At 69.4% G+C, this 23,670-nt stretch carries 23 protein-coding genes; 16 read left to right on the forward strand and 7 right to left on the reverse strand.

Translation table 11 applies throughout. The features are described 5' to 3' along the window. Positions 1–7: 7 nt before the first annotated feature. On the reverse strand, positions 8–1,975 hold the full coding sequence (locus tag ACFVV0_RS10100) for an acyltransferase family protein (RefSeq protein WP_387061978.1): 1,968 nt from the start codon (positions 1,973–1,975) through the stop codon (positions 8–10). 82 nt (positions 1,976–2,057) lie between these two features. Here ACFVV0_RS10100 and truA point away from each other — a divergent pair, with 82 nt between their 5' ends. Further along, positions 2,058–2,927: a tRNA pseudouridine(38-40) synthase TruA gene (gene truA / locus ACFVV0_RS10105; protein WP_387061981.1), complete on the forward strand. Its 870-nt coding sequence runs from the start codon at positions 2,058–2,060 to the stop codon at positions 2,925–2,927. A gap of 12 nt (positions 2,928–2,939) precedes the next feature. Here the strand turns inward: truA and ACFVV0_RS10110 are convergent, their stop codons facing one another. From ACFVV0_RS10110 to ACFVV0_RS10120, 3 genes are read right to left on the reverse strand one after another with little or no spacing between them, the layout of a single operon-like run. Next, positions 2,940–4,235, reverse strand: coding sequence for a DUF6716 putative glycosyltransferase (locus ACFVV0_RS10110; RefSeq protein WP_387061984.1), 1,296 nt, complete (start codon positions 4,233–4,235; stop codon positions 2,940–2,942). 2 nt (positions 4,236–4,237) lie between these two features. Then, the gene (locus ACFVV0_RS10115; RefSeq protein ID WP_387061987.1) at positions 4,238–5,110 is read right to left on the reverse strand and encodes an N-acetylneuraminate synthase family protein; all 873 of its coding nucleotides are present in this window, start codon (positions 5,108–5,110) and stop codon (positions 4,238–4,240) included. After that, on the reverse strand, positions 5,107–6,276 hold the full coding sequence (locus ACFVV0_RS10120; RefSeq protein WP_387061990.1) for a cytidylyltransferase domain-containing protein: 1,170 nt from the start codon (positions 6,274–6,276) through the stop codon (positions 5,107–5,109). Before ACFVV0_RS10120 ends, ACFVV0_RS10115 begins: the two co-directional genes overlap by 4 nt. Before the next feature lie 260 nt (positions 6,277–6,536). On the opposite strand from ACFVV0_RS10120, the gene rplM reads away from it, so the two are divergent. From rplM to glmM, 3 genes are read left to right on the forward strand one after another with little or no spacing between them, the layout of a single operon-like run. Next, complete coding sequence (gene rplM / locus ACFVV0_RS10125; protein ID WP_387061993.1) at positions 6,537–6,983, forward strand: 50S ribosomal protein L13; 447 nt, start codon at positions 6,537–6,539, stop codon at positions 6,981–6,983. Positions 6,984–7,032: 49 nt separating this feature from the next. Further along, the gene (gene rpsI, locus ACFVV0_RS10130) at positions 7,033–7,530 is read left to right on the forward strand and encodes a 30S ribosomal protein S9 (protein ID WP_387061996.1); all 498 of its coding nucleotides are present in this window, start codon (positions 7,033–7,035) and stop codon (positions 7,528–7,530) included. Between the two features lie 27 nt (positions 7,531–7,557). Beyond that, positions 7,558–8,919: a phosphoglucosamine mutase gene (gene glmM, locus ACFVV0_RS10135; protein ID WP_387061999.1), complete on the forward strand. Its 1,362-nt coding sequence runs from the start codon at positions 7,558–7,560 to the stop codon at positions 8,917–8,919. A 46-nt stretch (positions 8,920–8,965) separates the two neighbouring features. Here glmM and ACFVV0_RS10140 read toward each other — a convergent pair whose 3' ends face one another. Together ACFVV0_RS10140 and coaA are read right to left on the reverse strand one after the other, a co-directional pair. Continuing rightward, positions 8,966–9,274: a helix-turn-helix domain-containing protein gene (locus ACFVV0_RS10140; protein WP_387062002.1), complete on the reverse strand. Its 309-nt coding sequence runs from the start codon at positions 9,272–9,274 to the stop codon at positions 8,966–8,968. Between the two features lie 82 nt (positions 9,275–9,356). Next, positions 9,357–10,322: a type I pantothenate kinase gene (gene coaA / locus ACFVV0_RS10145; protein WP_387062005.1), complete on the reverse strand. Its 966-nt coding sequence runs from the start codon at positions 10,320–10,322 to the stop codon at positions 9,357–9,359. A gap of 43 nt (positions 10,323–10,365) precedes the next feature. On the opposite strand from coaA, the gene glmS reads away from it, so the two are divergent. The 8 genes from glmS (at position 10,366) to ACFVV0_RS10185 (ending at position 17,306) form a co-directional block, all read left to right on the forward strand. Next, positions 10,366–12,216 (forward strand): glutamine--fructose-6-phosphate transaminase (isomerizing), encoded by a 1,851-nt coding sequence (gene glmS / locus ACFVV0_RS10150; protein WP_387062007.1) that lies wholly within the window; start codon positions 10,366–10,368, stop codon positions 12,214–12,216. A 10-nt stretch (positions 12,217–12,226) separates the two neighbouring features. After that, the gene (locus ACFVV0_RS10155; protein WP_387062010.1) at positions 12,227–12,589 is read left to right on the forward strand and encodes a holo-ACP synthase; all 363 of its coding nucleotides are present in this window, start codon (positions 12,227–12,229) and stop codon (positions 12,587–12,589) included. Beyond that, entirely contained in the window at positions 12,537–13,727 is a 1,191-nt protein-coding gene (gene alr / locus ACFVV0_RS10160) for an alanine racemase (protein WP_387062013.1), read from the forward strand. The genes ACFVV0_RS10155 and alr overlap by 53 nt, the downstream gene beginning before the upstream one ends. Before the next feature lie 50 nt (positions 13,728–13,777). Then, entirely contained in the window at positions 13,778–14,287 is a 510-nt protein-coding gene (gene tsaE / locus ACFVV0_RS10165) for a tRNA (adenosine(37)-N6)-threonylcarbamoyltransferase complex ATPase subunit type 1 TsaE (RefSeq protein ID WP_387063516.1), read from the forward strand. 9 nt (positions 14,288–14,296) lie between these two features. Then, positions 14,297–14,917 (forward strand): tRNA (adenosine(37)-N6)-threonylcarbamoyltransferase complex dimerization subunit type 1 TsaB, encoded by a 621-nt coding sequence (gene tsaB / locus ACFVV0_RS10170; RefSeq protein WP_387062017.1) that lies wholly within the window; start codon positions 14,297–14,299, stop codon positions 14,915–14,917. Continuing rightward, positions 14,914–15,399 (forward strand): ribosomal protein S18-alanine N-acetyltransferase, encoded by a 486-nt coding sequence (gene rimI, locus ACFVV0_RS10175; protein ID WP_387062019.1) that lies wholly within the window; start codon positions 14,914–14,916, stop codon positions 15,397–15,399. The genes tsaB and rimI overlap by 4 nt, the downstream gene beginning before the upstream one ends. Next, the gene (gene tsaD, locus ACFVV0_RS10180; RefSeq protein ID WP_387062022.1) at positions 15,396–16,466 is read left to right on the forward strand and encodes a tRNA (adenosine(37)-N6)-threonylcarbamoyltransferase complex transferase subunit TsaD; all 1,071 of its coding nucleotides are present in this window, start codon (positions 15,396–15,398) and stop codon (positions 16,464–16,466) included. The genes rimI and tsaD overlap by 4 nt, the downstream gene beginning before the upstream one ends. Before the next feature lie 186 nt (positions 16,467–16,652). After that, positions 16,653–17,306: a DUF4190 domain-containing protein gene (locus ACFVV0_RS10185; protein ID WP_387062025.1), complete on the forward strand. Its 654-nt coding sequence runs from the start codon at positions 16,653–16,655 to the stop codon at positions 17,304–17,306. Between the two features lie 57 nt (positions 17,307–17,363). On the opposite strand, the gene ACFVV0_RS10190 is transcribed toward ACFVV0_RS10185, so the two are convergent. Further along, on the reverse strand, positions 17,364–18,557 hold the full coding sequence (locus tag ACFVV0_RS10190; RefSeq protein ID WP_387062028.1) for an SAM-dependent methyltransferase: 1,194 nt from the start codon (positions 18,555–18,557) through the stop codon (positions 17,364–17,366). 122 nt (positions 18,558–18,679) lie between these two features. Between ACFVV0_RS10190 and groES the strand changes: the two genes are divergently transcribed. The 4 genes from groES to ACFVV0_RS10210 all read left to right on the forward strand — a co-directional run bounded on the left by groES (position 18,680) and on the right by ACFVV0_RS10210 (position 23,666). After that, a complete protein-coding gene (groES, locus tag ACFVV0_RS10195; protein ID WP_387062031.1) occupies positions 18,680–18,994 on the forward strand; it encodes a co-chaperone GroES in 315 nt (104 codons plus the stop codon). A gap of 304 nt (positions 18,995–19,298) precedes the next feature. After that, positions 19,299–20,282: an EamA family transporter RarD gene (gene rarD, locus ACFVV0_RS10200; protein ID WP_387062034.1), complete on the forward strand. Its 984-nt coding sequence runs from the start codon at positions 19,299–19,301 to the stop codon at positions 20,280–20,282. 104 nt (positions 20,283–20,386) lie between these two features. Further along, positions 20,387–21,889, forward strand: coding sequence for an IMP dehydrogenase (gene guaB, locus ACFVV0_RS10205; RefSeq protein ID WP_387062037.1), 1,503 nt, complete (start codon positions 20,387–20,389; stop codon positions 21,887–21,889). A gap of 88 nt (positions 21,890–21,977) precedes the next feature. Beyond that, positions 21,978–23,666 carry an ABC-F family ATP-binding cassette domain-containing protein gene (locus ACFVV0_RS10210; RefSeq protein WP_387062040.1) on the forward strand — a complete coding sequence of 563 codons (1,689 nt, stop codon included), beginning with the start codon at positions 21,978–21,980 and terminating at the stop codon, positions 23,664–23,666. Positions 23,667–23,670 lie beyond the last annotated feature (4 nt).

Genomic DNA, 23,670 nt, shown 5'->3' on the forward strand with positions numbered 1-23,670 from the left:
GCCGGGGTCACTGCGGGCGCGGCCCTGCCTGGTCCCACGGGTCGGCGACTCGCACCGACGAGTGCTCCGCGAGCCTCATCAGCGCCTGGTGCAGCGCATCCGCGTAGAGTCGCCCGCCACTCAGGCCCGGGTGGATCTGGTCGGAGGCCAGCAGGTCGAGGTGGGGCGCGATCGCGGTCTGCCAGTCGGACAGGGTGACTCTCGTCGGATGCGCGGCAGCGAAGTCGCGGAGGGCAGTGTTCACCCCGTCGGTCCAGGGCCGCGGTGCCTGCACGGTGACGACGATCAGCTGCCGGTCCGGACCCGCCGCGAGAAGCAGGCGGTCGAGCGTGTCGGCAGAGGTCGAGCCGTTGGTTCCGAGCCCGACCAGCACGACCTTGCGCAGCGTTCCTGCCGTTCTGGCCGCTTCGACGAGGTCGGGGGCCTTGCTCATCTGGCGGGACACGACCGCATCGATCGCGATGCCGGGCAGCTTCTCCTGCAGCGCGGGGGCGGACGCGAGCATGACCGAATCGCCGAACGCGGAGATGTCAGCGCCGGTGGCGACGGGATGCGGGTCGGGCGGGATGCGCAGATCGCTTCGGGAGGACTCGGGCTTGCCGGCGGGGTCGGCGGGACCCGTCGCGGACTGCCGCAGTGACGCCTTGCCGCGTTCGATGAAGGCCTGCGCGCCGGTGGCAGCCGGGGCGGCGGCGATGGCGGCGACCGTGCCCGCGACGAGCAGCACGGCGACGCCGGTGAGCGCGATGCCGGTGATGCGGGCGGGGGCGGATGCGCGCATCCGGCGGCGGGCGTGGCGAAGCACCCCGATCATCCCGTACCGCCGGATGGGGGTCTCGAGCCAGCGATACGACAGCAGCGTCGCGGCGACGGCGATGGCGAGCGACGCCAACCCGACGACAGCGGACATCGCCGGGTCGTGCTCGTCGGGCACGAGCGCGCACGCGAGCACGAAGACGGGCCAGTGCCAGAGGTAGAGGCCGTAGGAGCGCACGCCGAGGTAGCGCAGGGGGCGCAGGTCGATCATCCGGCCGAACCGCGCTCCCGGGATGACCGCAGCGAAGATCACGAGTGCGGTGAGCACGCTGACGATCACCAGTCCGCCTCGATAGGTGAAGGTCGCGTCGTCGTGCAGGGCCCAGGCGGCCCAGGCCAGCCCCGCGAGCGACAGGAGGCCGAGCGTGGGAAGCCAGCGTCGCGCGAACAGCTGCAGGGCGGTCTCTCCCGCGTCGAGGTGGAGCGGTCGTAGGCGGGCGACCACGAGGGCGAGGGCGGCGCCGGCAGCGAGGCCGAAGCTGTGGGTGTCGGAGCCGAAGTACACGCGCGTCGGGTCTCCGCCCGGCGTGTAGAGCACGAACATCGCGACAGCGGATGCGACGGCCACCGCGCTTACGATGGCGAGCCTCGCCCACCAGGCGCGCAGGAGGGCGAGCGCGAGGATCACGAGCGGCCACACCAGGTAGAACTGTTCCTCGACCGCCAGCGACCAGAGGTGCTTGAACAGTTCGGGCGCATCCCGGGCGAAGTAGCTGCTGTCGGCTGCGATGGAGAGCCAGTTGGCGCTGAACGTCGCCGCTCCGAGCACCTGCCGGCCGAGGCCGACGAGCACGTCCCCGCCGACGAAGAGGGCAGCCGTCGAGCAGACGACGACGAGCAGTGCGATCGCGGGCATCAGGCGTCTCGCCCGCCGCACCCAGAACCGCTTGAGGTCGATGCGACCGGTCGTCGCACGCTCACGCATGAGCAGGCTGGTGATGAGGAAGCCACTGATCACGAAGAAGACGTCGACCCCGATGAAACCCCCGGGCAGCAGCCCGGGGAAGAGGTGGTAGACCAGCACGGCGGCGACCGCGATCGCCCGCAGACCGTCGAGCCCGGCGTAGTGCCGCGCGCCGGGAGCAGGGCGCGTGGCGACCGCATCGGGGTCGATCGCGAGAGGGATCGGGAGGCGCTGGGGAGTAGTCGTGACAGTCATGGGAGGCCGGGTGTAGCGGGACGAAGCCTCCACCCTAACAACCGCATGCTGACAGCTTCGTGGTCTGCCTAGAATTGTCTCCGTGACGACCCAGGCGACGACCCGATTCCGGCTCGACATCGCCTACCAGGGCACGGATTTCAACGGCTGGGCTCTGCAGCCGGGCCTGCGCACCGTGCAGGGCGAGCTCGAGTCCGCCCTCGCCACGATCTTCCGCCGGTACGGTGCACCGCCCTCCCTCATCGTGGCCGGGCGAACCGACGCCGGCGTCCACGCCGTGGGTCAGGTCGCGCACGTCGACCTGACCGGCGAGCAGGTCGCAGCGCTGCTCAAGCCGAGGGGCAAGGCGGTGGTGACGGATGCGGGGACCGCGCTCGCACGCCGGGTCAACGGCATCCTGGGCCCGGTTCCGGACATCGTGGTGACGGCCGCCGCGCAGGCTCCCGAAGGATTCGATGCACGGTTCTCGGCGCTGTGGCGCCGCTACGAGTACCGAGTCGCGGACAGCCTCTCGCTGCGCGACCCGCTCCAGCGCCATCGCACCGCGTGGGTGCCGACCGAACTGGATGTGGAGTCGATGGATGCGGCGGCGCTGAGCCTGCTCGGACTGCACGACTTCGCCAGCTACTGCAAGCCCAGGGAAGGGTCGACGACGATCCGCACCCTGCTCGGGTTCGGCTGGCGCCGAGACACCGACGGTGTGCTCGTGGCGGAGGTGAAGGCGGATGCGTTCTGCCACAGCATGGTGCGCGCGCTGGTCGGCGGCTGCGTGACCGTGGGCGAGGACAAGCTCGGGGTCGAGGACCTGGTCACGCTTCGCGACGAGCGCGAGCGCACCAGCGCGTTCCGCGTGATGCCGGCCCGTGGGCTCACTCTGATGCAGGTGGGCTACCCCGACGACATCGGGCTGGCGATCCGCGCGGAGCAGACGCGGGCGTTGCGCTCGCTCTGACGCTCCCAGGGCTCAGCTCTGAGGAGTCGAGGGTTGCGCCCCTCGGAGCGCGCGCAGCACACGGCGGGTGAGGCGTTTCGTGCCGCGGATCGGTGTGCCGATCGCGAGCGCTATCCGTCCGAGGCCGCTTCGGTCGTTCGCGCCGAGAGCGATCTTGCGCTCCCAGGCGCGTCTCAGCGCGCCACCACGGCTCTGGCGCACCACCGCACGCCGGGGGAGCTCGCCGCGGTCCCGCAGCTCGAAGAGCCGGGCCGCCCGCGCCGCCCAATCGTCGGACGAGGCGGGGTGGAAGTAATTGTCGTCCAGCCAGCCGGAGTCGACGGTGGGGAAGCGGCCCGCCACCAGATCGGCCGAGGTGCCGTCCAGGCCGCTGCCGACGAAGACTTCGTTGATCATGCTGCGCGAGACGCCGAAGTCGGTGAGCGCCAGCCCCGGGATGCCCCGGCCGATCGCCTCGATCAGCGCGGTCGAGCTGACGGTCACGAGTGCGAGCGCGCGATCGAGGTGCTGGCTCATGGGCCCGGTCTCGACGACGAGGTTCGCGGGAGCGTCAGCCGGAAGCAGCTCGGCGTACGGGAACGTCTCATGGTGCGTCTGCTGTTCGCCCCGCACCGCCCGGGTCTTGATGACGACCCGCCAGTCCGGGTGCGCGGTCGCCGTGGCAGCGAGCCAGCCGACGATCCGCTCCCGGTCTTCGCGTGCCGCCGGAACGCTCGGCTGGGCGGCGAACACGACGCTGTCGCGGAGGAGCGCCGCGGGAGCCGCGGGAGCATCCCGCCCTGCCCGGTCGCGCTCGCCGTCGATGAACGGCAGCGTCGCGAGCCCGTAGTGCGGCACGACCCCGCCGTCTTCGGCGAGGGCGGTGTACTCCCGCACCTCCCGGCGGCTGTGCAGCACGAAGAGGTCGGCGCGGGCGCGCAGGAACAATCCCTTCCACTTGGCCGGGTAGGAGATGCCGGGGAGGCCCGTGATCAGCACGGGCCGCGGCGTCACGCGGCGGTGGATCTCGTCGATGAGCAGCTCGGCGACCGGTCCGAGCGTGGCGACGAGCACCGCATCCGGTGGGTCGAGGCGGATGCGCTCCACCACATCGTCGACGCTGCGAGTCGCCGGCAGCGTGCGCACCGACGCGGCGAGTCTCTCATCGACGCCGCGGAACGCCGACGCCAGCTGCGCACGGCTCGCGGAGACCGGGGTGGCCACCGTCGCGATGTCGAGCTCCCATTCGACGGGGGACGCCGACAGGAGGTGGGCTCCCCATTTCGCGAACGAGTCCGTGTCGACGATGCCCAGAACGCGGCGCGGCACGCTCAGGCTCCCACCCGTCGCAGCTTCGACAGCGGTGCGAGCTCACCGGGGAAGATCTTCTTCACGCCGTCGCCGAGCGCGGTCTCGATGATGCGGATGTCGCGGACCAGGTGGCTGAGCCCCTGGGGCTCGAGCGAGGCGGCGTGGTCCGATCCCCACATCGTGCGGTCGAGGGTGATGTGCCGTTCGACGGCGGCGGCGCCGAGTGCCACGGCCGCGAGCGAGATCTGCAGGCCCGGTTCGTGGCCCGAGTACCCGATGGGAATCCCGGGGTAGCGGTCGCCGAGGGTGGCGATCATGCGCAGGTTCGCCTCTTCGGCGGGCAGAGGGTAGGTCGAGGTCGCGTGGAGGATCACGAGACGTTCGGTTCCCAGCGTCTCCACGGCCCGGTCGATCTGCTCGATCGTCGACATCCCGGTCGAGAGGATCACCGGCTTCCCGGTTGCCGCGACGGCCGCGAGCAGGCTCAGGTCGGTCACCGACGCGGACGCGATCTTGTAGGCCACGACGTTGAGGCTGTCGAGGAAGTCGACCGAGGGCCCGTCCCACGGGGACGCGAACCAGTCCAGCCCGCGCATCGTCGCGTGGTCGCCGATCTCGATGTACTGGTCGCGGTCGAACTCCACCCGGTAGCGGTACTCGAGGTAGGTCATCTCGCCCCAGGGCGTGCTGCGCGGCACGGCCTTCATGTGCTCCGGGGTGGAGATCTCGGGGGTGCGCTTCTGGAACTTGACCGCCTGGGCGCCGGCATCGGCGGCCACGTCGATCAGCTGCTTGGCGATGTCGACGTCGCCGTTGTGGTTCAGCCCGATCTCCGCGATCAGGTACGCCGGCGCGCCGCCGCCGATGGTCGAACGTCCGATTGTCACCGTCATGATGCTCCGCTCCGTTGGATGAGGACGAGGTCTGCGAGTTCGCGTACGGCGCCGTCGCCGCCACGGCGATCGAGCACTCTGCGTGCCGCGCCGATGACGAGGGGATGCGCATCCGCGACCGCGAGGGGCCAGCCGACGATGCCGAGGGCTCCGAGGTCGTTGATGTCGTTGCCGAGATAGGCGACGCGGTCGAGGGGGATTCCGGATGCGGCCGCCCACTCACGGAGCGCGGTCGCCTTGTCGTCGACGCCGTGCAGTACCTCGACCCGCAGTTTGGCCGCGCGCGCCGCGACGACGGGATTGGTCTCGGTCGAGAGGATCAGCACCGGCACGCCGGCTTCACGCAGCAGCCGCACGCCCATCCCGTCACGCCGATTGACCACGACGGTCTCGGTGCCGTCGGTGTGCACGGATGCGCGGTCATCGGTGTGCACGCCGTCGAAGTCCGTGACGACCGCATCGACGTCGATCCGGTCGGTGGTGCCGAGCAGAGGGGCGATCGCGGAGGCGGCGAGCAGGTCCGCGGGATCGTCGATGTCGATCGACCCGGTCGCGGAGACCTCGGCGACTGCGACCCTCCCGAAGAAGCGGTGCCCGTGCTCGCGGAAGCCGCGGGCGTCCATGACGTAGAAGGCGCCGGTCTCCCGATACTCGGGTTCCCTGTCCTGGCGGCGGGGACGCGTCGCTGCGTCATGGTTGACCGCCGTCGCCGTGCCGTCCAGCATCCGCCAGAGGAAGGCGTGCGACCGCACCACCGAGAACACTACGTCCGCGTCGCCCGACCGCACCCGCTCGACGGCTGCGTCCAGGTCGTCGGGGTCGATGAACGGCGAGGTGGCCTGGATGAAGACCAGCACATCCGGCTCGACGCCGTCGCAGGCGAGGAGGTCGAGCGCGTGCAGGAGGGCCGACTCGGAGGTGGCGAGGTCGCCGGCGATCGCCTGCGGGCGATCGACGATCTGGGCGCCCGCGCGCTTCGCCTCGGCTGCGATGCCGGGGCCGTCCGTGGTCACATACACCGAGTCGATCGTGCGGGCGGCGACGGCGGCGGCGACCGCACGGGCGATGAGGGGCCTTCCCGCGACCCTGGCCAGATTCTTCTCGGGAATGCCCTTCGATCCTGCGCGCGCAGGGATGACCGCGACGACGTTCGGAGGGATGGGCACGGGCGCAACGCTAGGATCGGCGGGTAGCCGCGAGCTTGCCGGGCGGCGAATGCACGGCGACCTGCGGGCGAACGGGATGCGGCCGCGTTTGACGGGGCCGAGCGGGCTCGCGTACTATAGACCCTTGGTGTCCGTGCCTCTGCGGCATGACACACGAACGTGAGCCCTCCGAACGTTCGGTTCTCGCCTCATCGAGCTGAGAACCGCCCTGGAGTGGGATTCACGAACACCTCCGTTCGATACAGAAAGCAGCCACTACTGTGACGCGCACTTACACCCCGAAGGCAGACGAGATCCAGCGCGACTGGGTCGTCATCGACGCGACAGACGTCGTGCTCGGCCGTCTCGCCAGCCACACCGCCGCTCTCCTCCGTGGAAAGCACAAGCCCACCTTCGCTCCCCACATGGACAGCGGTGACTTCGTCATCATCGTCAACGCCGAGAAGGTCGCCCTGACCGGTGCCAAGGCAGCCCAGAAGAAGGCCTACCGTCACTCGGGCTACCCGGGTGGCCTCTCGGCCGTCACCTACGCCGAGCTCCTCGAGAAGAACCCGATCCGCGCCGTGGAGAAGGCTGTTCGCGGGATGCTCCCCAAGAACTCGATCGGCCGCGCCCAGCTCCGCAAGCTGAAGGTCTACACGGGCAGCGAGCACCCGCACGCCGCCCAGCAGCCGAAGCCGTACACCCTCGGCCAGGTCGCGCAGTAGCGCGCCGACAGACCTTTCTGACTTAGAAGAGACAAGGATTACCACCATCGTGGCGAAGATCGCAGACAGCATCGAGTCGGCTCAGGCCGACAACGTCGAGTCCTACTCGACCGAGACCCCGGCCAGCGAGGCCCCCCAGGCCCAGCGTCCCGTCCTCACCGTTCCCGGTGCGGCCGTCGGCCGCCGCAAGGAGGCCATCGCCCGCGCGCGCCTGGTTCCGGGCTCCGGCACCATCACGGTCAACGGCCGTGAGTTCGCCGACTACTTCCCCAACAAGCTGCACCAGCAGCTGATCACCGACCCGTTCAAGGTCCTCGACCTCATCGGCGGCTACGACGTCGTCGCCCGCATCACCGGCGGCGGCCCCTCGGGCCAGGCGGGCGCTCTGCGTCTGGCGATCGCTCGTGCGCTCAACGAGATCGACCGCGAGAACAACCGTGCCATCCTCAAGAAGGCCGGCTTCCTCACTCGTGACGCTCGCGTCATCGAGCGCAAGAAGGCTGGTCTCAAGAAGGCCCGCAAGGCGTCGCAGTTCTCCAAGCGCTAAGCGCCCCGAGCGCTTAGGCTCCGGTCCATGCCTCGTCTCTTCGGAACCGACGGAGTCCGCGGACTCGCAAACGGTTCACTCACCGCCGACCTCGCGCTCGGTCTTGCTCAGTCAGCTGCTGCTGTTCTGACGCAAGGCCGCAGCGCCGAGGCGCGGCGGGCCGCCGGCAAACGCCCGGTGGCGATCGTCGCCCGCGACCCGCGGGTCTCAGGCGAGTTCATCTCCGCCGCTGTTTCGGCGGGCCTCGCGAGCTCGGGCATCGATGTGCTCGACGCCGGTGTCATCCCGACCCCGGCGGTCGCGTTCCTGATCGCGGACAGCGACGCCGACTTCGGCGTCATGGTCTCCGCATCGCACAACCCGGCGCCCGACAACGGCATCAAGATCTTCGCCCGCGGCGGCACGAAGCTCCCGGATGAGGTCGAAGACCGCATCGAGGAGCACCTGGGCCTCGAGAAGCTCGCGCCGACCGGCGCGGCTGTCGGACGCATCCGTCGCTTCGCCGACGCCGAAGACCGCTATGTCGTGCACCTCCTCGCGAGCCTGCCGCACCGCCTCGACGGCATCCACGTCGTTCTCGACTGCGCCCATGGTGCCGCGGCCGGCGTCTCGCCCGAGGTGTTCACCGATGCGGGCGCTCGCGTCACCGTCATCGGCGACTCGCCCGACGGCATGAACATCAACGACGGCGTCGGTTCCACCCACCTCGACAACCTGGCGAGGGCCGTGCTCGCCGCGGGCGCCGACGTCGGTATCGCCCACGATGGCGATGCGGACCGCTGCCTCGCCATCGATGCGAACGGCAACATCGTCGACGGCGACCAGATCATGGCGATCCTCGCGCTCGGCATGAAAGACCGCGGCAAGCTCCGTGAAGACACCCTCGTCGCCACGGTGATGAGCAACCTGGGCCTCAAGCTCGCCATGCGCGAGAACGGCATCCGCGTCGTCGAGACGGCCGTGGGCGACCGCTACGTGCTCGAAGAGATGAACGAACACGACTTCTCCCTCGGCGGCGAGCAGTCCGGTCACGTCATCATGCGCGAGTTCGCGACGACCGGCGACGGCATCCTCACCGGGCTGCACCTGCTCAGCGAGATGGCGCGCCAGCACAAGTCGCTCGCCGAACTGGCGCAGGCGATGACCGTGTACCCGCAGTTCATGGTGAACGTGAAGAACGTCGACCACCACGCCGTGCACACCGACGAGGTGCTGCAGGCGGCTGTCGAGGCGGCCGAGGCCGCGCTCGGCGACACCGGACGGGTGCTGCTGCGCCCATCCGGAACCGAACCGCTCGTCCGCGTCATGGTGGAGGCCGCCGATCAGCAGACCGCTGAGCGTCTCTCCCACGAGCTCGCCGACGTCGTGCGGGAACGCCTGGCGCTCTAGCCGCCGACACGACCGACCCCTCGTGCGATGACGGGGGCGGCGCGGGCTACTTCTGGTCCGCGGCCTTCTGGGCGGCGAGGAAGTCGACGACCGAGTACGCGCGTGCGCGCCCCGGCAGCATCTCGGGACCGTAGAGACCGGCGAGCAGCTTCGCGGGGTCGACGTTGAGCGCCGTCGCCAGCCGCACGATCGTGTGCAGCTCGGAGTTGGCCTCGCCGCGCTCCACCCGGCCGTAGTTGGTGACGTGCATGTCGGCCAGGTGCGCGATGTCCTCCTGGCTCAAGCCGAGGGCGACCCGGGCCTCGCGCACGCGGGCGCCGAAGAGCTCGGCGGCACGGGAGCGGGAGGCGGGCATACCTCATGACTACGGCACCCCAGTCGAACGATCCAGAGCTTCAAGGCTTGTGGCTTAACAGCCTCAAGCGCAGACGCCGGGCTCAGAGCTTGCGGAGGAGGACCGAGCTCACCGTGTGGTCCGCATCCTTGCGCAGCACCAGCTTGGCGCGGGAGCGGGTGGGCCGGATGTTCTGGATCAGGTTGGGCTCGTTGATGCCGGCCCAGATGCCGGCGGCCCGCTCGCGCGCCTGCTCTTCGGTGAGCTCCGCGAAGCGGTGGAAGAACGACTTGGGGTTGGCGAACGCCCCGCGCTGCAGCTTGAGGAAGCGTTCCTCGTACCAGCGGGCGATGTCCCGGGTGCGCGCATCCACGTAGACGCTGAAGTCGAAGAGGTCGCTCACGGCGAGACGGTTGCCGCCACCGGCGGGCTGGAGCACGTTGAGCCCCTCGACGATCAGCACATCCGGACGGCGCACGACGATCTCGGCGTCGGGCACGATGTCGTAGCTGAGGTGCGAATAGAAGGGCGCGCGAACCTCGGGAGCGCCGCTCTTGACCGCGGTCACGAAGCGCAGGAGGGAGCGCCGGTCGTACGACTCGGGAAAGCCCTTGCGCTCCATCAGGCCGCGACGCGCGAGTTCGGCGTTGGGCAGCAGGAACCCGTCGGTCGTGACGAGTTCGACACGAGGCGTGTCGTCCCAGCGCGAGAGCAGTTCGCGCAGCAGGCGGGCGATCGTGGACTTGCCGACCGCGACCGACCCCGCGACGCCGATCACGAACGGCGTGCTCGCCGCCCGCTCGCCGAGGAACTGGCTGGTGACCCGGTGCAGCTGCTTGGCGCCGCCTACATACAGGTTGAGCAGCCGGCTCAGCGGCAGGTAGACCTCCTCGACCTCGCGCATATCGAGGGGATCGCCGAGCCCGCGGAGCTGCACGATCTCGGTCTCCTGCAGGGGAAGCCGGGTGCTCTGCGCCAACTCGGCCCAGTCGGAGCGGGACAGTTCCACGAAGGGGGACGAGTCGCCGTTGCCTGTGGATCCGCCTTGTGCTGTGCCGTGCTCCGCCATAGGCGTCAAGTCTAGGGCGTCGGCCCAGGCTAAAATCGGGTGCATGTGTGGAATCGTCGGGTACGTCGGTACGGATAAGAGCCTCGAGGTGCTCCTCGGTGGGCTGAAGCGTTTGGAGTACCGCGGGTACGACTCCGCCGGGATCGCGATCATCGCGCCCGATGGAGCCCTCCACACGGCGAAGAAGGCGGGCAAGCTCTCGGCGCTGAGCGGAGACCTCGAGAGCCACCCCATCCCGAACGGCGGCACGGGCATCGGCCACACCCGCTGGGCGACGCACGGCGGGCCGACCGACCGCAACGCGCATCCGCACCTCGGCGACGACGGTCGCCTCGCGGTGATCCACAACGGCATCATCGAGAACTTCTCTGCACTGAAAGACGAGCTGCTCGCCGAAGGGTTCTCCTTCGAGTCGGAGACCGACACCGAGGTCGCCGCCGTGCTCCTCGGCCGCGAGTACCGCGCCACCGGCGACCTCAACGAGGCTTTCCGCCGTGTCGTCTCCCGTCTGGAGGGTGCGTTCACCCTCCTCGCCCTGCACCAGGACGCGCCGCACGTCGTCGTCGGCGCCCGCCGCAACTCGCCGCTCGTGATCGGTCTCGGCGACGGTGAGAACTTCCTCGGCTCCGACGTCGCCGCCTTCGTCGAGCACACCCGCAACGCGATGGCGATCGGTCAGGACCAGATCGTCACGATCACCCCCGACTCGGTCAGCGTCACCGACTTCTCCGGCGAGCCCGTCGAGGTCGAGCCGTTCGAGGTCGCCTGGGATGCGTCCGCCGCCGAGAAGGGCGGCTGGTCGTCGTTCATGGCGAAGGAGATCGCCGAGGAGCCGGATGCGGTGGCGAACACCCTGCGTGGCCGCCTCGTCGACGGTGCCGTGCACATCCCTGAGCTGGAGGCCGTCGGCGACGAGCTGCTCGCCGGCATCGACCGCATCACGATCATCGCCTGCGGCACGGCCGCGTACGCCGGCATGGTCGGCAGCTATGCGATCGAGAAGTGGTCGCGCGTTCCCGTCTCGGTCGAGCTCAGTCACGAGTTCCGCTACCGCGAGCCTGTGATCAGCGACAGCACGCTCGTCATCTCGATCAGCCAGTCCGGCGAGACCATGGACACGCTGATGGCCGTCAAGTACGCCCGTGAGGCGGGCGCGAAGACGATCTCGATCTGCAACACCCAGGGCGCGACCATTCCGCGTGAGTCGGATGCCGCTCTCTACACGCACGCCGGTCCCGAGGTCGCCGTCGCGTCGACCAAGGCGTTCGTCGCGCAGATCACAGCGCTCTACCTGTTCGGCCTGCACCTCGCCCGTGTGCGCGGAACCCTCAGCGACGCAGCGCAGCGCGAAGCGATCGACGAGCTCGCCGCCGTTCCCGGCAAGATCGCGACGGTTCTCGAGTCGCACGAGGCGATCGCCCAGCTGGCCCGGTGGATGTCCGACACGCGTTCCGTACTCTTCCTCGGGCGTCACGTCGGCTACCCGATCGCCCTCGAGGGCGCGCTCAAGCTCAAGGAGCTGGCGTACATCCACGCCGAGGGATTCGCGGCCGGTGAGCTCAAGCACGGCCCGATCGCGCTCATCGAGCCGGGTCAGCCCGTGTTCGTCGTCGTGCCCAGCCCGCGCTGGTCCGACGAGATGCACAAGAAGGTCGTCTCGAACATCCAGGAGATCCGCGCCCGCGGCGCCCGCGTGATCGCGATCGCCGAGGCCGGTGACGCCGCAGTGCTGCCGTTCGCCGACGAGGTCATCCGCATCCCGCTGGCCGAGCCGCTGTTCGAGCCGCTGCTCGCCGTCGTCCCCCTGCAGATCTTCGCGATGGAGCTCTCGGCCGCCAAGGGCCTCGACGTCGACCAGCCCCGCAACCTGGCCAAGTCGGTCACGGTCGAATAGCACGGTCGACATGATCGCGGGCATCGGGGTCGACGTGGTCGATTTGGCGAGGTTCACCCTCGCGATCGAGCGCACGCCCCGGCTGCGCGAGCGGCTGTTCACCGAAGCCGAGCGCGGCCTGCCGGTGCATTCGCTCGCCGCCCGGTTCGCGGCCAAGGAGGCCTTGATCAAGGCGCTCGGCGGCTCGGAGGGCATGCGCTGGCACGACTTGGAGATCGTTCCCGACGATGAGCGGAACCCCGGCTTCGTGCTGCACAACGAGATCGAACGGGATGTGCGCGAGCGGGGGATCACGCACATCCACGTCACCATGAGCCACGATGCCGGCGTCGCGACGGCGTTCGTCATCACCGAGCGGGACGACCGTGGCTGAGTCAGCGGTCTTCCGCGAAGCCGTGATCGACCTCGGCGCGCTCGCGTCGAACGTCGCCCACCTGCGTGCGGTGGTCGGCACCGAGCACGTGATGGCGGTCGTGAAGGCGAACGCCTACGGCCATGGCGCCGTCGAGTGCGCCCGTGCCGCCCTGGCGGGCGGTGCCGACTGGCTCGGCGTCGCCGACCTGACCGAGGCGATGCAACTGCGTGACGCTGGAATCGATGCGCCGTTGCTCGCCTGGCTGCATGATCCGGATGCGGACTTCGCGCCGGCCGTGGCAGCAGGCGTGGACATCGGTGTGAGTTCGGTGTCCCAGCTCGAGGCGGTGGCGGCCACCCGCCGCGCCCTGCTCGCCGAGGGTCGCCTCCACGGACAGGCCCTGGTGCAGCTGAAGCTGGAGACCGGCCTCAGCCGCAACGGCATCTCCGAGCCCGACTGGGAGCCCGCGTTCGTGCGCGCCAGAGAGCTGGAGCACGCGGGCGACATCGTCGTGCGCGGGATCTTCAGCCATGTGTCCAACGCCTCGCCGCACGACGACGCCGCCGCGCTCCAGGCATTCACGCGCGGGCTCGAGGCTGCGGAGGCGGCGGGGCTCACTCCGGAGCTGCGGCACCTGGCCGCCTCGGCGGCGGCCCTGCGCATCCCGGACGCCCGCTTCAACCTGGTGCGGCTCGGGATCGGTATCTACGGCCTCTCGCCGTTCGAGGATGCGAGCAGCGCCGACCTGGGGCTCACGCCCGTCATGACGTTGCGCGGCCGCGTCGCCGCGGTTCGGCGGGTCACGGGCGGCACCGGTGTCTCCTACGACTACACGTACCGCACGAAGAGCGCCACGACGCTCGCTCTGGTTCCGCTCGGGTATGCCGAGGGCATCCCGCGGCATGCCTCGAACCGGGCGACGGTGACGATCGGCGGCCGGCCCTTCCGGATCAGCGGCCGCGTCGCGATGGACCAGTTCGTGGTCGATGTCGGCGACCACGCCGTCGCGGTCGGCGACGAGGTCGTGCTCTTCGGCGACCCGGCCGCGGGCGTCGCGTCGGCGGACGACTGGGCCGACGCCGCGGGCACCATCAATTACGAGATCGTCACCCGCATCGGCCCGCGCGTTCGCCGCACCTACGTGGGTCGGACGTGACCGGGTACCTCTGGCCGCCGGCGACGCGGGTCATCCCGGCCGCGGCCGACATGCACACGCTCGGCATCGAGCTCGCTGCGATCCTGCAGCCCGGTGACCTCGTCGTGCTGAGCGGTCCCCTCGGCGCGGGCAAGACGACCCTCACGCGCGGCATCGGCGACGGCCTGCAGGTGCGCGGGCCGGTCACGAGCCCGACGTTCGTGCTCGCCCGTACGCATCCGAGCCTCGTCGGCGGCGCTCCCCTCGTGCACGTCGACGCCTACCGGCTCAGCAGCGCTCTCGAACTCGACGATCTCGACATCGACTTCGCGACGTCGATCGTCGTGGTCGAGTGGGGTTCCGGGATGCTCGACGGCGTCGCCGAGTCCTGGCTCGAGATCGACATCGCTCGTCCGACGGGCGGCACCGAGCAGCCCCCGCTGGCGGACGACGACGATCCCGGCGAGGACGAGGACATCGAGGAGGAGGTCGCGGGGGAAGGCGAAACCGAATACGGCCTCGATGCCGACGAGCCCCGGCGGGTGACCGTCACCGGCTACGGTCCTCGCTGGCTCGCCTAGGCTGGAAGCATGCTTCTCGCCATCGACACCTCTGCAGGCACGAGTGTCGCCGTCGTCGACCGTGATGGCGGGGTCCTGGCCGAGCGCTCCCAGTCCGACACGATGCGTCACGCCGAGGTCATCGGTGAACTGATCGACGCGGTGCTGCGCGAATCCGGCGTCGCGGTCGAGGCGCTCTCGGGCGTCGTCGCCGGAATGGGACCCGGTCCGTTCACCGGGTTGAGGGTCGGGATCGCCGCGGCGAAGGCCTTCGCATTCGGCGCGCACAAGCCGCTCGTCCCGGTGGTCAGCCACGATGCGGTCGCGTTCGAGCGGTACGGCGCCGGCCACGAGGGCGGCCTGCTCGTCGTGACGGATGCGCGCCGTCGGGAACTGTACTGGTCCGCCTACGTCGGCATCGACGAAGCGGGGCTCCCGATCCGGGAGGACGGGCCGGGGCTGTCCAAGCCCGACGCGCTGCCGCATCCGGCGCTCGCGCGATTCGACGCGCACCAGGTGTCGGCCGGTGCCCTCGGGATGCTCGCAGAACTCCTCTACGCCAACGGCCGCCCCTTCGCCGCCGACGAGCCGCTGTACCTGCGGTCGCCGGATGTGACCCTCTCGAACGGCCCGAAGCGGGTGAGCGCGTGACCACCTGGCAGTTGCGGCGGGCGACGCTCGACGACGTGCCTGCGATCATGGAGCTCGAGAAGTCGACGTTCACGACCGACGCCTGGTCGGAGAAGTCGATGCGCACGGAGGTCGCGGGGGAGTATGGGTACTACCTGGTCGCCTTCGAGCCGGAGCATCCCGAGCGCATCGACGCGTATGCCGGGCTCCTCGCGCCGCGCGGTGCCATCGAGGGGGACATCCAGACGATCGCCGTTGCGCCGGCGGCCCGTCGCAACGGCCTCGGTCGCACGCTGATGCTGGCGCTGATCGGCGAAGCGCGCAAACGGGGCGCGCGCGAGGTCTTCCTCGAGGTGCGCGCGGACAATCCGGGCGCTCAGACCCTCTATCGGCAGCTCGGCTTCGAGGAGATCGGCGTGCGCCCTCGCTATTACCAGCCCGACGGTGTGGATGCACTCGTGATGCGTCTCGTCGTCCCCGACCCGGAGACCACCATCGCATGAACCGCGAGAACCCGCTGGTGCTCGGCATCGAGACCTCGTGCGACGAGACCGGCATCGGCATCGTGCGCGGAACGACGCTGCTCGCCAACACGATCGCGTCGTCGATGGACGAGCACGCCCGCTACGGCGGTGTCGTGCCCGAGGTCGCGGCGCGTGCGCACCTCGAGGCGCTCACCCCGGCGCTGCGCACGGCCGTCGCCGATGCGGGCATCGACCTCGCCGACATCGATGCGGTCTCCGTCACCAGCGGGCCGGGGCTCTCGGGCGCGCTGATGGTCGGCGTCGGGGCGGCGAAAGCGCTCGCGGTCTCGCTCGGCAAGCCGATCTACGCGGTGAACCACCTGGTCGGTCACGTCGGAGCCGACCTGCTCGACGCATCCGGCGGCCCCGGGCATCCGATCGAGCTGCCGACGATCGCTCTGCTCGTCTCGGGTGGTCACACCTCGTTGCTGCTCGTGCGCGACCTGGTGTCCGATGTCCTCCTGCTGGGTGAGACGATCGACGACGCTGCGGGTGAGGCCTTCGACAAGGTCGCGCGAGTGCTCGGGCTCCCGTATCCGGGCGGCCCGCAGATCGACCGGGTGGCGGCCGGCGGCGACCCGAAGGCGATCCGCTTCCCGCGCGGACTCACCAAACCCAAAGACCTCGAGGCTCACCGCTACGACTTCTCGTTCTCCGGGCTCAAGACCGCGGTCGCCCGCTGGGTCGAGCAGCGGCAGGATGCCGGCGAGCCGGTGCCCGTCGCCGACGTCGCGGCGAGCTTCCGCGAGGCCGTCGTGGATGTGCTCATCACCAAAGCACTGGCGGCGTGCAACGACCACGACGTGCCACGCCTGCTGCTCGGCGGCGGTGTCGTCGCCAACGCCCGCGTGCGCGAGGTCGCCGCAGAACGCGCGGCGGCCGCGGGGGTCGAGTTGCGCATCCCCGCCCTCTCCCTCTGCACCGACAACGGCGCGATGATCGCGGCGCTCGGCGCCCAGCTGATCATGGCGGGGCGTGAACCGAGCGCCCTCTCGTTCGGGGCCGATTCGACCCTTCCGGCGACGGAGATCCAGGTCGCCCGCTGAGGGGTGCCGTGGTGCGACAGCGGGTCGTACTCAGGTATGCAATTCGGCCGCAACCCTGTGTTCGCCTGGCCGAAGCAATACTCTAGAGACGTGGCCGACCGGGGGGACGCTTTCGACGGCACCCCATGAGAAGCCTGCCACGACGGCACCGCCACACCAGATTCTCGACAAAAGGAGATTGGCCTCATGACCGATCCGAATGCGCCCGCCGATCCGGCGGACCCGAACTCTCCCGCGCCAGATCAGAACGCCGGGGCCGTTCCTCCCGTACCTCCTGCCGCCCCCACCGAGCCGGCAGCTCCCACCGCCCCGCCGGCGGCTCCGGTTCCCCCGGCGGCCCCGTACGGCCAGCAGCCGCCCGCCCCCGACTACGGCCAGCCCCAGCAGCCGTACGGTCAGCCCCAGCAGCCGTATGGGCAGCAGCCGTACGGGCAGCCCCAGCAACCGTACGGCCAGCAGCAGCAGCAGCAGCCCTACGGCCAGCAGCCTTATGGCGCCGCTCCCGGCTACGGCGCCCCCGCGTACGGGCAGCCCGCACCGGGATACGCGCAGCCGTACGCTCCGCAGGCGAAGTCGCCCATCCTCAGCATCCTGTCGATGGTGGGCGGCATCATCGGAGTCGTGCTCGGCTGGGTGTGGGGCATCGGCTTCCCGTTCGGCGTCGCCGCGGTCATCCTCGGCTTCATCGGCCGCAAGAAGGAGCCCGCCGCGAAGGGATTCTGGCTGACCGGCATCATCACCGGTTTCGTCAGCATCGCGTTCTCGCTGTTCGCCTGGGCGATCCTGATCATCGCGCTGATCGCGTTCTCGTCGGCGGGCTACGGCACCTACAACTACTGATCGCGTCGATCGAAGCCGGGCCGTGCGGATGCGCGGCCCGGCTTCGTCGTGTCCGGCTCAGTCGGCCAGACGCTCGACCAGCAGCGCCGTGTGCTTGCCGGCGACCCGCGTGAGCACGAGGGTGGCCGAACGCGACCCGCTCAGGGACAGGCGCTTGCGCAGGGTGGCTGGATCCACATCCACCCCCCGCTTCTTGATCTCGAGGGTGCCGATGCCGCGTTCTTTCAGCGCCCGTCTCAGATCGCGCTCCTGGTACGGCAGGGTCTCGAGCACGCGGAAACCGGCGGCGAACGGTGTGCTGACGGCGTCGTCCGCGGTGAGATAGGCGATGCCCTCGCTCAGCATCCGTGCGCCGACGATCCGGGCCAGGTCGCCGATCAGGCGGGCGCGGATGACCGCGCCGTTCGGTTCGTAGAGGTACTCCCCGAGCGGGCCGGGCTCGACGTCGTCGCTGTCGGCGGGAGCCGTGAGTTCGCTGGCCCTGTCCCCGTCGAGCACGAGCGCTGCGCGACGGATGCCCGGTCTGGCCAGGGCGCCGAACCACAGCCCCATCTCCACCAGCTGCCCGTCGACCGATACCCACTGTGCCTCCGCTGTCGACGGGATCAGGTCGCGATCGAAACCGGGCCCGAGCTTGATGCCGACGGACCGGCCATGGGCGATCTCGAAGGCGAAATCGAGCGAGGGCGAGTAGTCGTCGGGATTCGTGAGCCGCGACGTCTGGCCGTGGCCGGGTGTGCGACGGGCGGGGTCGAGATAGACGCCGTCGAGCCCGCGCAGGTCCGTCTTCTCGGCGAGGCCGTGCACCACGGTGACGTTCGGGAACGGCGCCAGGTTGTAGCTGGCGATCGCGGCGGTGACCTCGTCGGCCTCGACCGCGGTCACGTCGAGCTCGAGGGCTGCGAGTGCCATCGCATCCCCGCCGATCCCGCAGCAGAGGTCGACCACCTGGTCGAGGCCCGCGGCGGCGAACCGGCCGGCGTGACGAGCGGCGACCGGGAGGCGGGTCGCCTGTTCCAGGGCGGCTTCGGTGAACAGCATCCGGTCGGCGAACTCGCCGAACTTGGCGTGAGCCTTCGAACGGAGCTTCGCCTGAGTGAGTACAGCGGCGACCAGGCCGGGCGAATAGCCGGCCTTGCGCAGGTCGCTGACCATCCGCAGCACGTCGCGCTCCGAGTGGTACGGCGGCAACGAGTCGAGCAGCCGCAGCCCCTCGGGGGACAAAACCTCGAGGAGTTCCGACCGGTCCATGCGTTCACGCTACCCCTTTGGCACTCACGTTGCGTGACTGCTAACCAACCCTCTAAACTCTCATTAGCACTCTCGCTACGAGTGTGCTAACTCCCAGTCTTGGTTCCAAGCCAGTCATTGTCATGAGAAAGAGGTCAACCGTGTCGGTCTCCATCAAGCCGCTCGAGGATCGCATCGTTATCAAGCAGGTCGAGGCCGAGCAGACCACTGCGTCTGGTCTGGTCATCCCCGACACCGCCAAGGAGAAGCCCCAGGAGGGCGAGGTCATCGCAGTTGGCCCCGGTCGCATCGACGACAACGGCAACCGCGTACCGCTCGACGTCGTCATCGGCGACAAGGTGCTCTACTCCAAGTACGGCGGAACCGAGGTCACCTTCGGTGGCGACACCTACCTCGTGCTGTCGGCTCGCGACGTTCTCGCGGTCGTCGTCCGCTAAGCACGTACACCAGAACCACCCGAGAGGCCCGGATGCGCACAGCATCCGGGCCTCTCGTGCGCCCGCTCTCTCGCATCCCACCCACTCACCCCACCCGGTCCTCCCACCCACTCACCCCACCCGGTCCTCCCACCCACGCCGCACACCGCCGATGTCGGAGAATCGTCGCGTTGTCGCCATGAGTCTCCGTTCGAGCGGAGGTTTGCTCGGCGCGTCGGCTGATTCGTCCTGTCGAAGGTGTCGGGATGCCGCGGACAGCGGGCGCCCGCTCGCTGCGTCGGTGCCGCCGCGTATGATCGGGGGAGTGTCAGAGAGCGCCGTAACGCCCACCAGTGGCGAGTCATCCGTAGCCGTCGAGAAGCCACTGACCGAACACCGTCGCTCGGGACTGATCTATGCGATCTCGGCGTACGTGCTGTGGGGCATCCTCCCGATCTACTTCCTGTCACTCGTTCCCGCGAGCGCGTTCGAGATCGTCGCCTGGCGCGTGCTGTTCTCCCTGGTCTTCTGCGCGATCCTGCTGACGGTCACCCGCAAGTGGCGTGCCTTCGGGGCCCTGCTGCTCAACAAACGGGTCGTCTTCACGATGGGCGTCGCAGGAGCCCTGATCTACGTCAACTGGCAGACGTATGTGCTCGCCACGGTGTCGGGTCACGTCGTCGAGGCGGCGCTCGGCTACTTCATCAATCCGATCGTCACCGTCTTCCTCGGCGTGATCGTTCAGCGCGAGAAGCTGCGCGTCGCGCAGTGGGTGGCTGTCGGCGTCAGCATCGTCGCGGTCGTGGTGCTCGCGGTCGGCTACGGGTCGCTGCCGTGGATCGCGCTCATCCTCGCCTTCTCGTTCGGGCTCTACGGGCTGATCAAGAAGCGCGTCGGAGGTTCGGTGGATGCCGTCTCCGGGCTGACGCTGGAGACGATGTGGCTGACCCCGGTGGCGATCGTGCAGCTCATCGTCGTCGGTGCGACCGTGGGCATCACCCTCGGAACGATCAGTGTGTGGCACACCGTCCTCCTGGCCGGCGCCGGAGTGATCACCGCCGTGCCGCTGCTGTTCTTCGCTGCGGCATCGCGACGGCTGCCGCTCGTGTACATGGGATTCATCCAGTACTTCGCACCGTTCATCCAGTTCATCGTCGGTGTGGCGATCCTGCATGAGGCGATGCCGCCGGAGCGCTGGTTCGGGTTCGCGATCGTGTGGCTGGCACTGCTCATCCTCACCGTCGACATGATCGTCGCGGCGCGAGCGGGCCGCCGCGAGGTCGAGTTGGACGTGGCCACGATCGAGTGAGCGGATTGTGGAATAAATCCACAGCGTTCTGCCGTTAGCATGGGATATCCGTTGGCAATGGTGGCGGGCGGATTCTCCCATCCTCTCGACGCTTAAGGGGTGAAATGGATCAGAACGATCCGTTCGGCTTCATCGGTTTGACCTACGACGACGTGATGCTCCTTCCCGGGCACACAGACGTCATCCCGAGCGAGGCGGACACGTCCTCTCGTCTCACCAAGCGCATCACCGTGAGCTCCCCGCTGGTGTCGAGCGCTATGGACACCGTGACCGAGTCGCGCATGGCCGTCGCCATGGCGCGCAACGGCGGCATCGGCATCCTGCACCGCAACCTCTCGATCGAAGACCAGGCCGCGCACGTCGACAAGGTGAAGCGCTCGGAGTCGGGCATGATCACCAATCCGGTCACCACCACCCCCGACGCCACCGTCGAAGAAGTGGATGCGCTCTGCGGCCAGTTCCGCGTCAGCGGTCTCCCCGTGGTCGAGGGCGACGGAACGCTCGTCGGCATCATCACCAACCGCGATATGCGTTTCGTGTCGCCGTTCGAGCGCACGAGCACCTACGTGCGCGACGTGATGACCCGTCAGCCGCTCATCACCGCCCCGGTCGGCATCGACCCGGATTCGGCTGTCGCCATCTTCGCGCAGCACAAGATCGAGAAGCTCCCCCTGGTCGACGCCGACGGCAAGCTCCGCGGTCTCATCACGGTCAAGGACTTCGACAAGAGCGAGAAGTACCCCAACGCCACCAAGGACGACGAGGGCCGCCTCCGTGTCGGCGCGGCGATCGGTTTCTTCGGCGACGCCTGGGACCGCGCCATGACCCTGGTCGACGCGGGCGTCGACGTCATCGTGGTCGACACCGCCAACGGCGACAGCGCCGGAGTGCTCGACATCATCCGCCGCCTCAAGGCCGAGCCGCGCGCATCCCACGTGGACATCATCGGCGGCAACGTCGCGACCCGTTCGGGCGCGCAGGCACTGATCGACGCGGGCGCTGACGCCATCAAGGTGGGCGTCGGTCCCGGCTCGATCTGCACCACGCGCGTCGTCGCCGGGGTGGGGGTCCCTCAGGTGACGGCGGTCTACGAGGCGTCTCTCGCGGCACGCGCCGCCGGCGTCCCTCTGATCGCGGATGGCGGTCTGCAGTATTCCGGCGACATCGCCAAGGCCCTCGTGGCCGGCGCCGACACCGTGATGCTCGGCTCGCTCCTGGCCGGAACCGCCGAGTCGCCCGGCGACCTCGTCTTCGTCAACGGCAAGCAGTTCAAGAACTACCGCGGTATGGGCTCGCTTGGTGCGCTGCAGACTCGGGGAAAGAAGACCTCGTACTCGCGCGACCGCTATTTCCAGGCGGATGTGCCGAGCGACGAGCAGCTCATCGCCGAGGGCATCGAGGGGCAGGTCCCCTACCGCGGACCGCTGTCGGCCGTGGCCTACCAGCTCATCGGCGGCCTGCGCCAGTCGATGTTCTACGTTGGTGCGCGCACCATCCCCGAGCTCAAGGAGCGCGGCAAGTTCGTCCGGATCACCGCGGCGGGGCTCAAGGAGTCGCACCCGCACGACGTGCAGATGGTGGTCGAGGCGCCGAACTACCGCCGGTAGCCTTCCGCGATGCCGGTTTGATCTAGACTGGAAGGCTCGTTCTGAAGCGGGCGCTCCTGATGGGGCTCGCACCGGATGAAGGACTTCCGTGGGTTACATCGACGTGTCGGGGATCTCCTATGCGCTGGGGGACGGCCGGCCGCTGCTCGACACCGTGTCGTTCCGGGTCGGAGAGGGCAGCGTCTCGGCGCTGATCGGCGCGAACGGTGCCGGCAAGTCGACGCTGCTGCGCATCATCCGGGGCGAGCTGAAGCCGGATGCGGGAAGCGTCGGCATCGACGGCGGCCTCGGCGTGATGGACCAATTCGTCGGCCACGTGCGCGACGGGCGTACGGTGCGCGACCTCCTCGTATCGGTTGCGCCGGGCCCGGTGCGCACGGCCGCTGAGGCACTGTCTCAGGCGGAGGACGCCATCATCGAGCGCGACGAGACCGACACGCAGCTGGCGTACGCCTCGGCGCTCGCCGAGTACGCGGATGCGGGCGGGTACGACCAGGAGGTGATCTGGGACCACTGCACGATGGCGGCCATCGGCATCCCGTTCGAGCGTGCGCAGTACCGGGACGTGAGCACGCTCTCGGGCGGCGAGCAGAAGCGGCTCGTGCTGGAGGCGCTGTTGCGGGGTCCGGAACAGGTGCTCCTGCTCGACGAGCCGGACAACTACCTCGACGTTCCGAGCAAGCGGTGGCTGGAGGAGCAGCTACGGGCGACGCCGAAGACCGTGCTGGTCGTCTCCCACGACAGGGAACTGCTGGCGAATGCGGCGGATCGCATCGTCACACTGGAACTCGGCGCGGCCGGCAACACGACCTGGACGCACGGCGGCGGGTTCGGCACGTATCACGCCGCCCGCGACGACCGGATGGCCCGACTCGACGAGCTGCGCCGCCGCTGGGATGAGGAGCACGCCAAACTCAAGGCGCTCGTGCTGCGTTTCAAGGAGAAGGCGAAGTACAACAGCGACCTCGCGAATGCCTATCAGGCGGCGCAGACGCGGCTGGCCCGGTTCCTGGCCGCCGGGCCTCCCCAGGCTCGGCCCCGGGAGCAGAACGTGACGATGCGTCTCGCCGGAGCCCGTACGGGTCGTCGCGTCGTGGAATGCTTCGACCTCGAGCTGACCGGGCTGATGCGCGCGTTCGACGCGGAGATCTGGTTCGGCGAACGCGTGGCCGTGCTGGGCTCCAACGGTTCGGGCAAGTCCCACTTCCTGCGACTGCTCGCGTCGGGGGGCACGGATCCCGACCCGGCCGCCGGGCACCTCGCATCCGCCGACCAGGTGGGTGCGCCCGTGGCGCACACGGGTGTCGCCAAGCTGGGCGCGCGCGTGGTTCCTGGGCTGTTCGCTCAGGCTCACGAGCATCCCGAGCTCATCGGTCGCACGTTGCTGGAGATCCTGCACCGCGGCGACGAGTTCCGCAGCGGTCTGCCTCGGGATGCGGCCAGCCGGGTGCTCGACCGGTACGGCCTGTCGGCGTCGAGCGAGCAGACCTTCGAATCGCTCTCGGGCGGTCAGCAGGCGCGCTTGCAGATCCTCCTGCTGGAGCTGTCGGGGGCGACGCTGCTGCTGCTCGACGAGCCGACGGACAACCTCGACCTGGTCTCGGCCGAGGCGCTGGAGGAGGGACTCCGCGGATACGAGGGCACCGTGATCGCCGTCACGCACGACCGCTGGTTCGCGCGCGGTTTCGACCGGTTCCTGGTGTTCGGAGCCGACGGCGCGGTCTACGAGTCAGACGAGCCGGTGTGGGACGAGAACCGGGTGTCCCGCTCCCGCTGATGCC

This window comes from Leifsonia sp. NPDC058230, assembly GCF_042882245.1.
GTDB lineage: Bacteria > Actinomycetota > Actinomycetes > Actinomycetales > Microbacteriaceae > Leifsonia.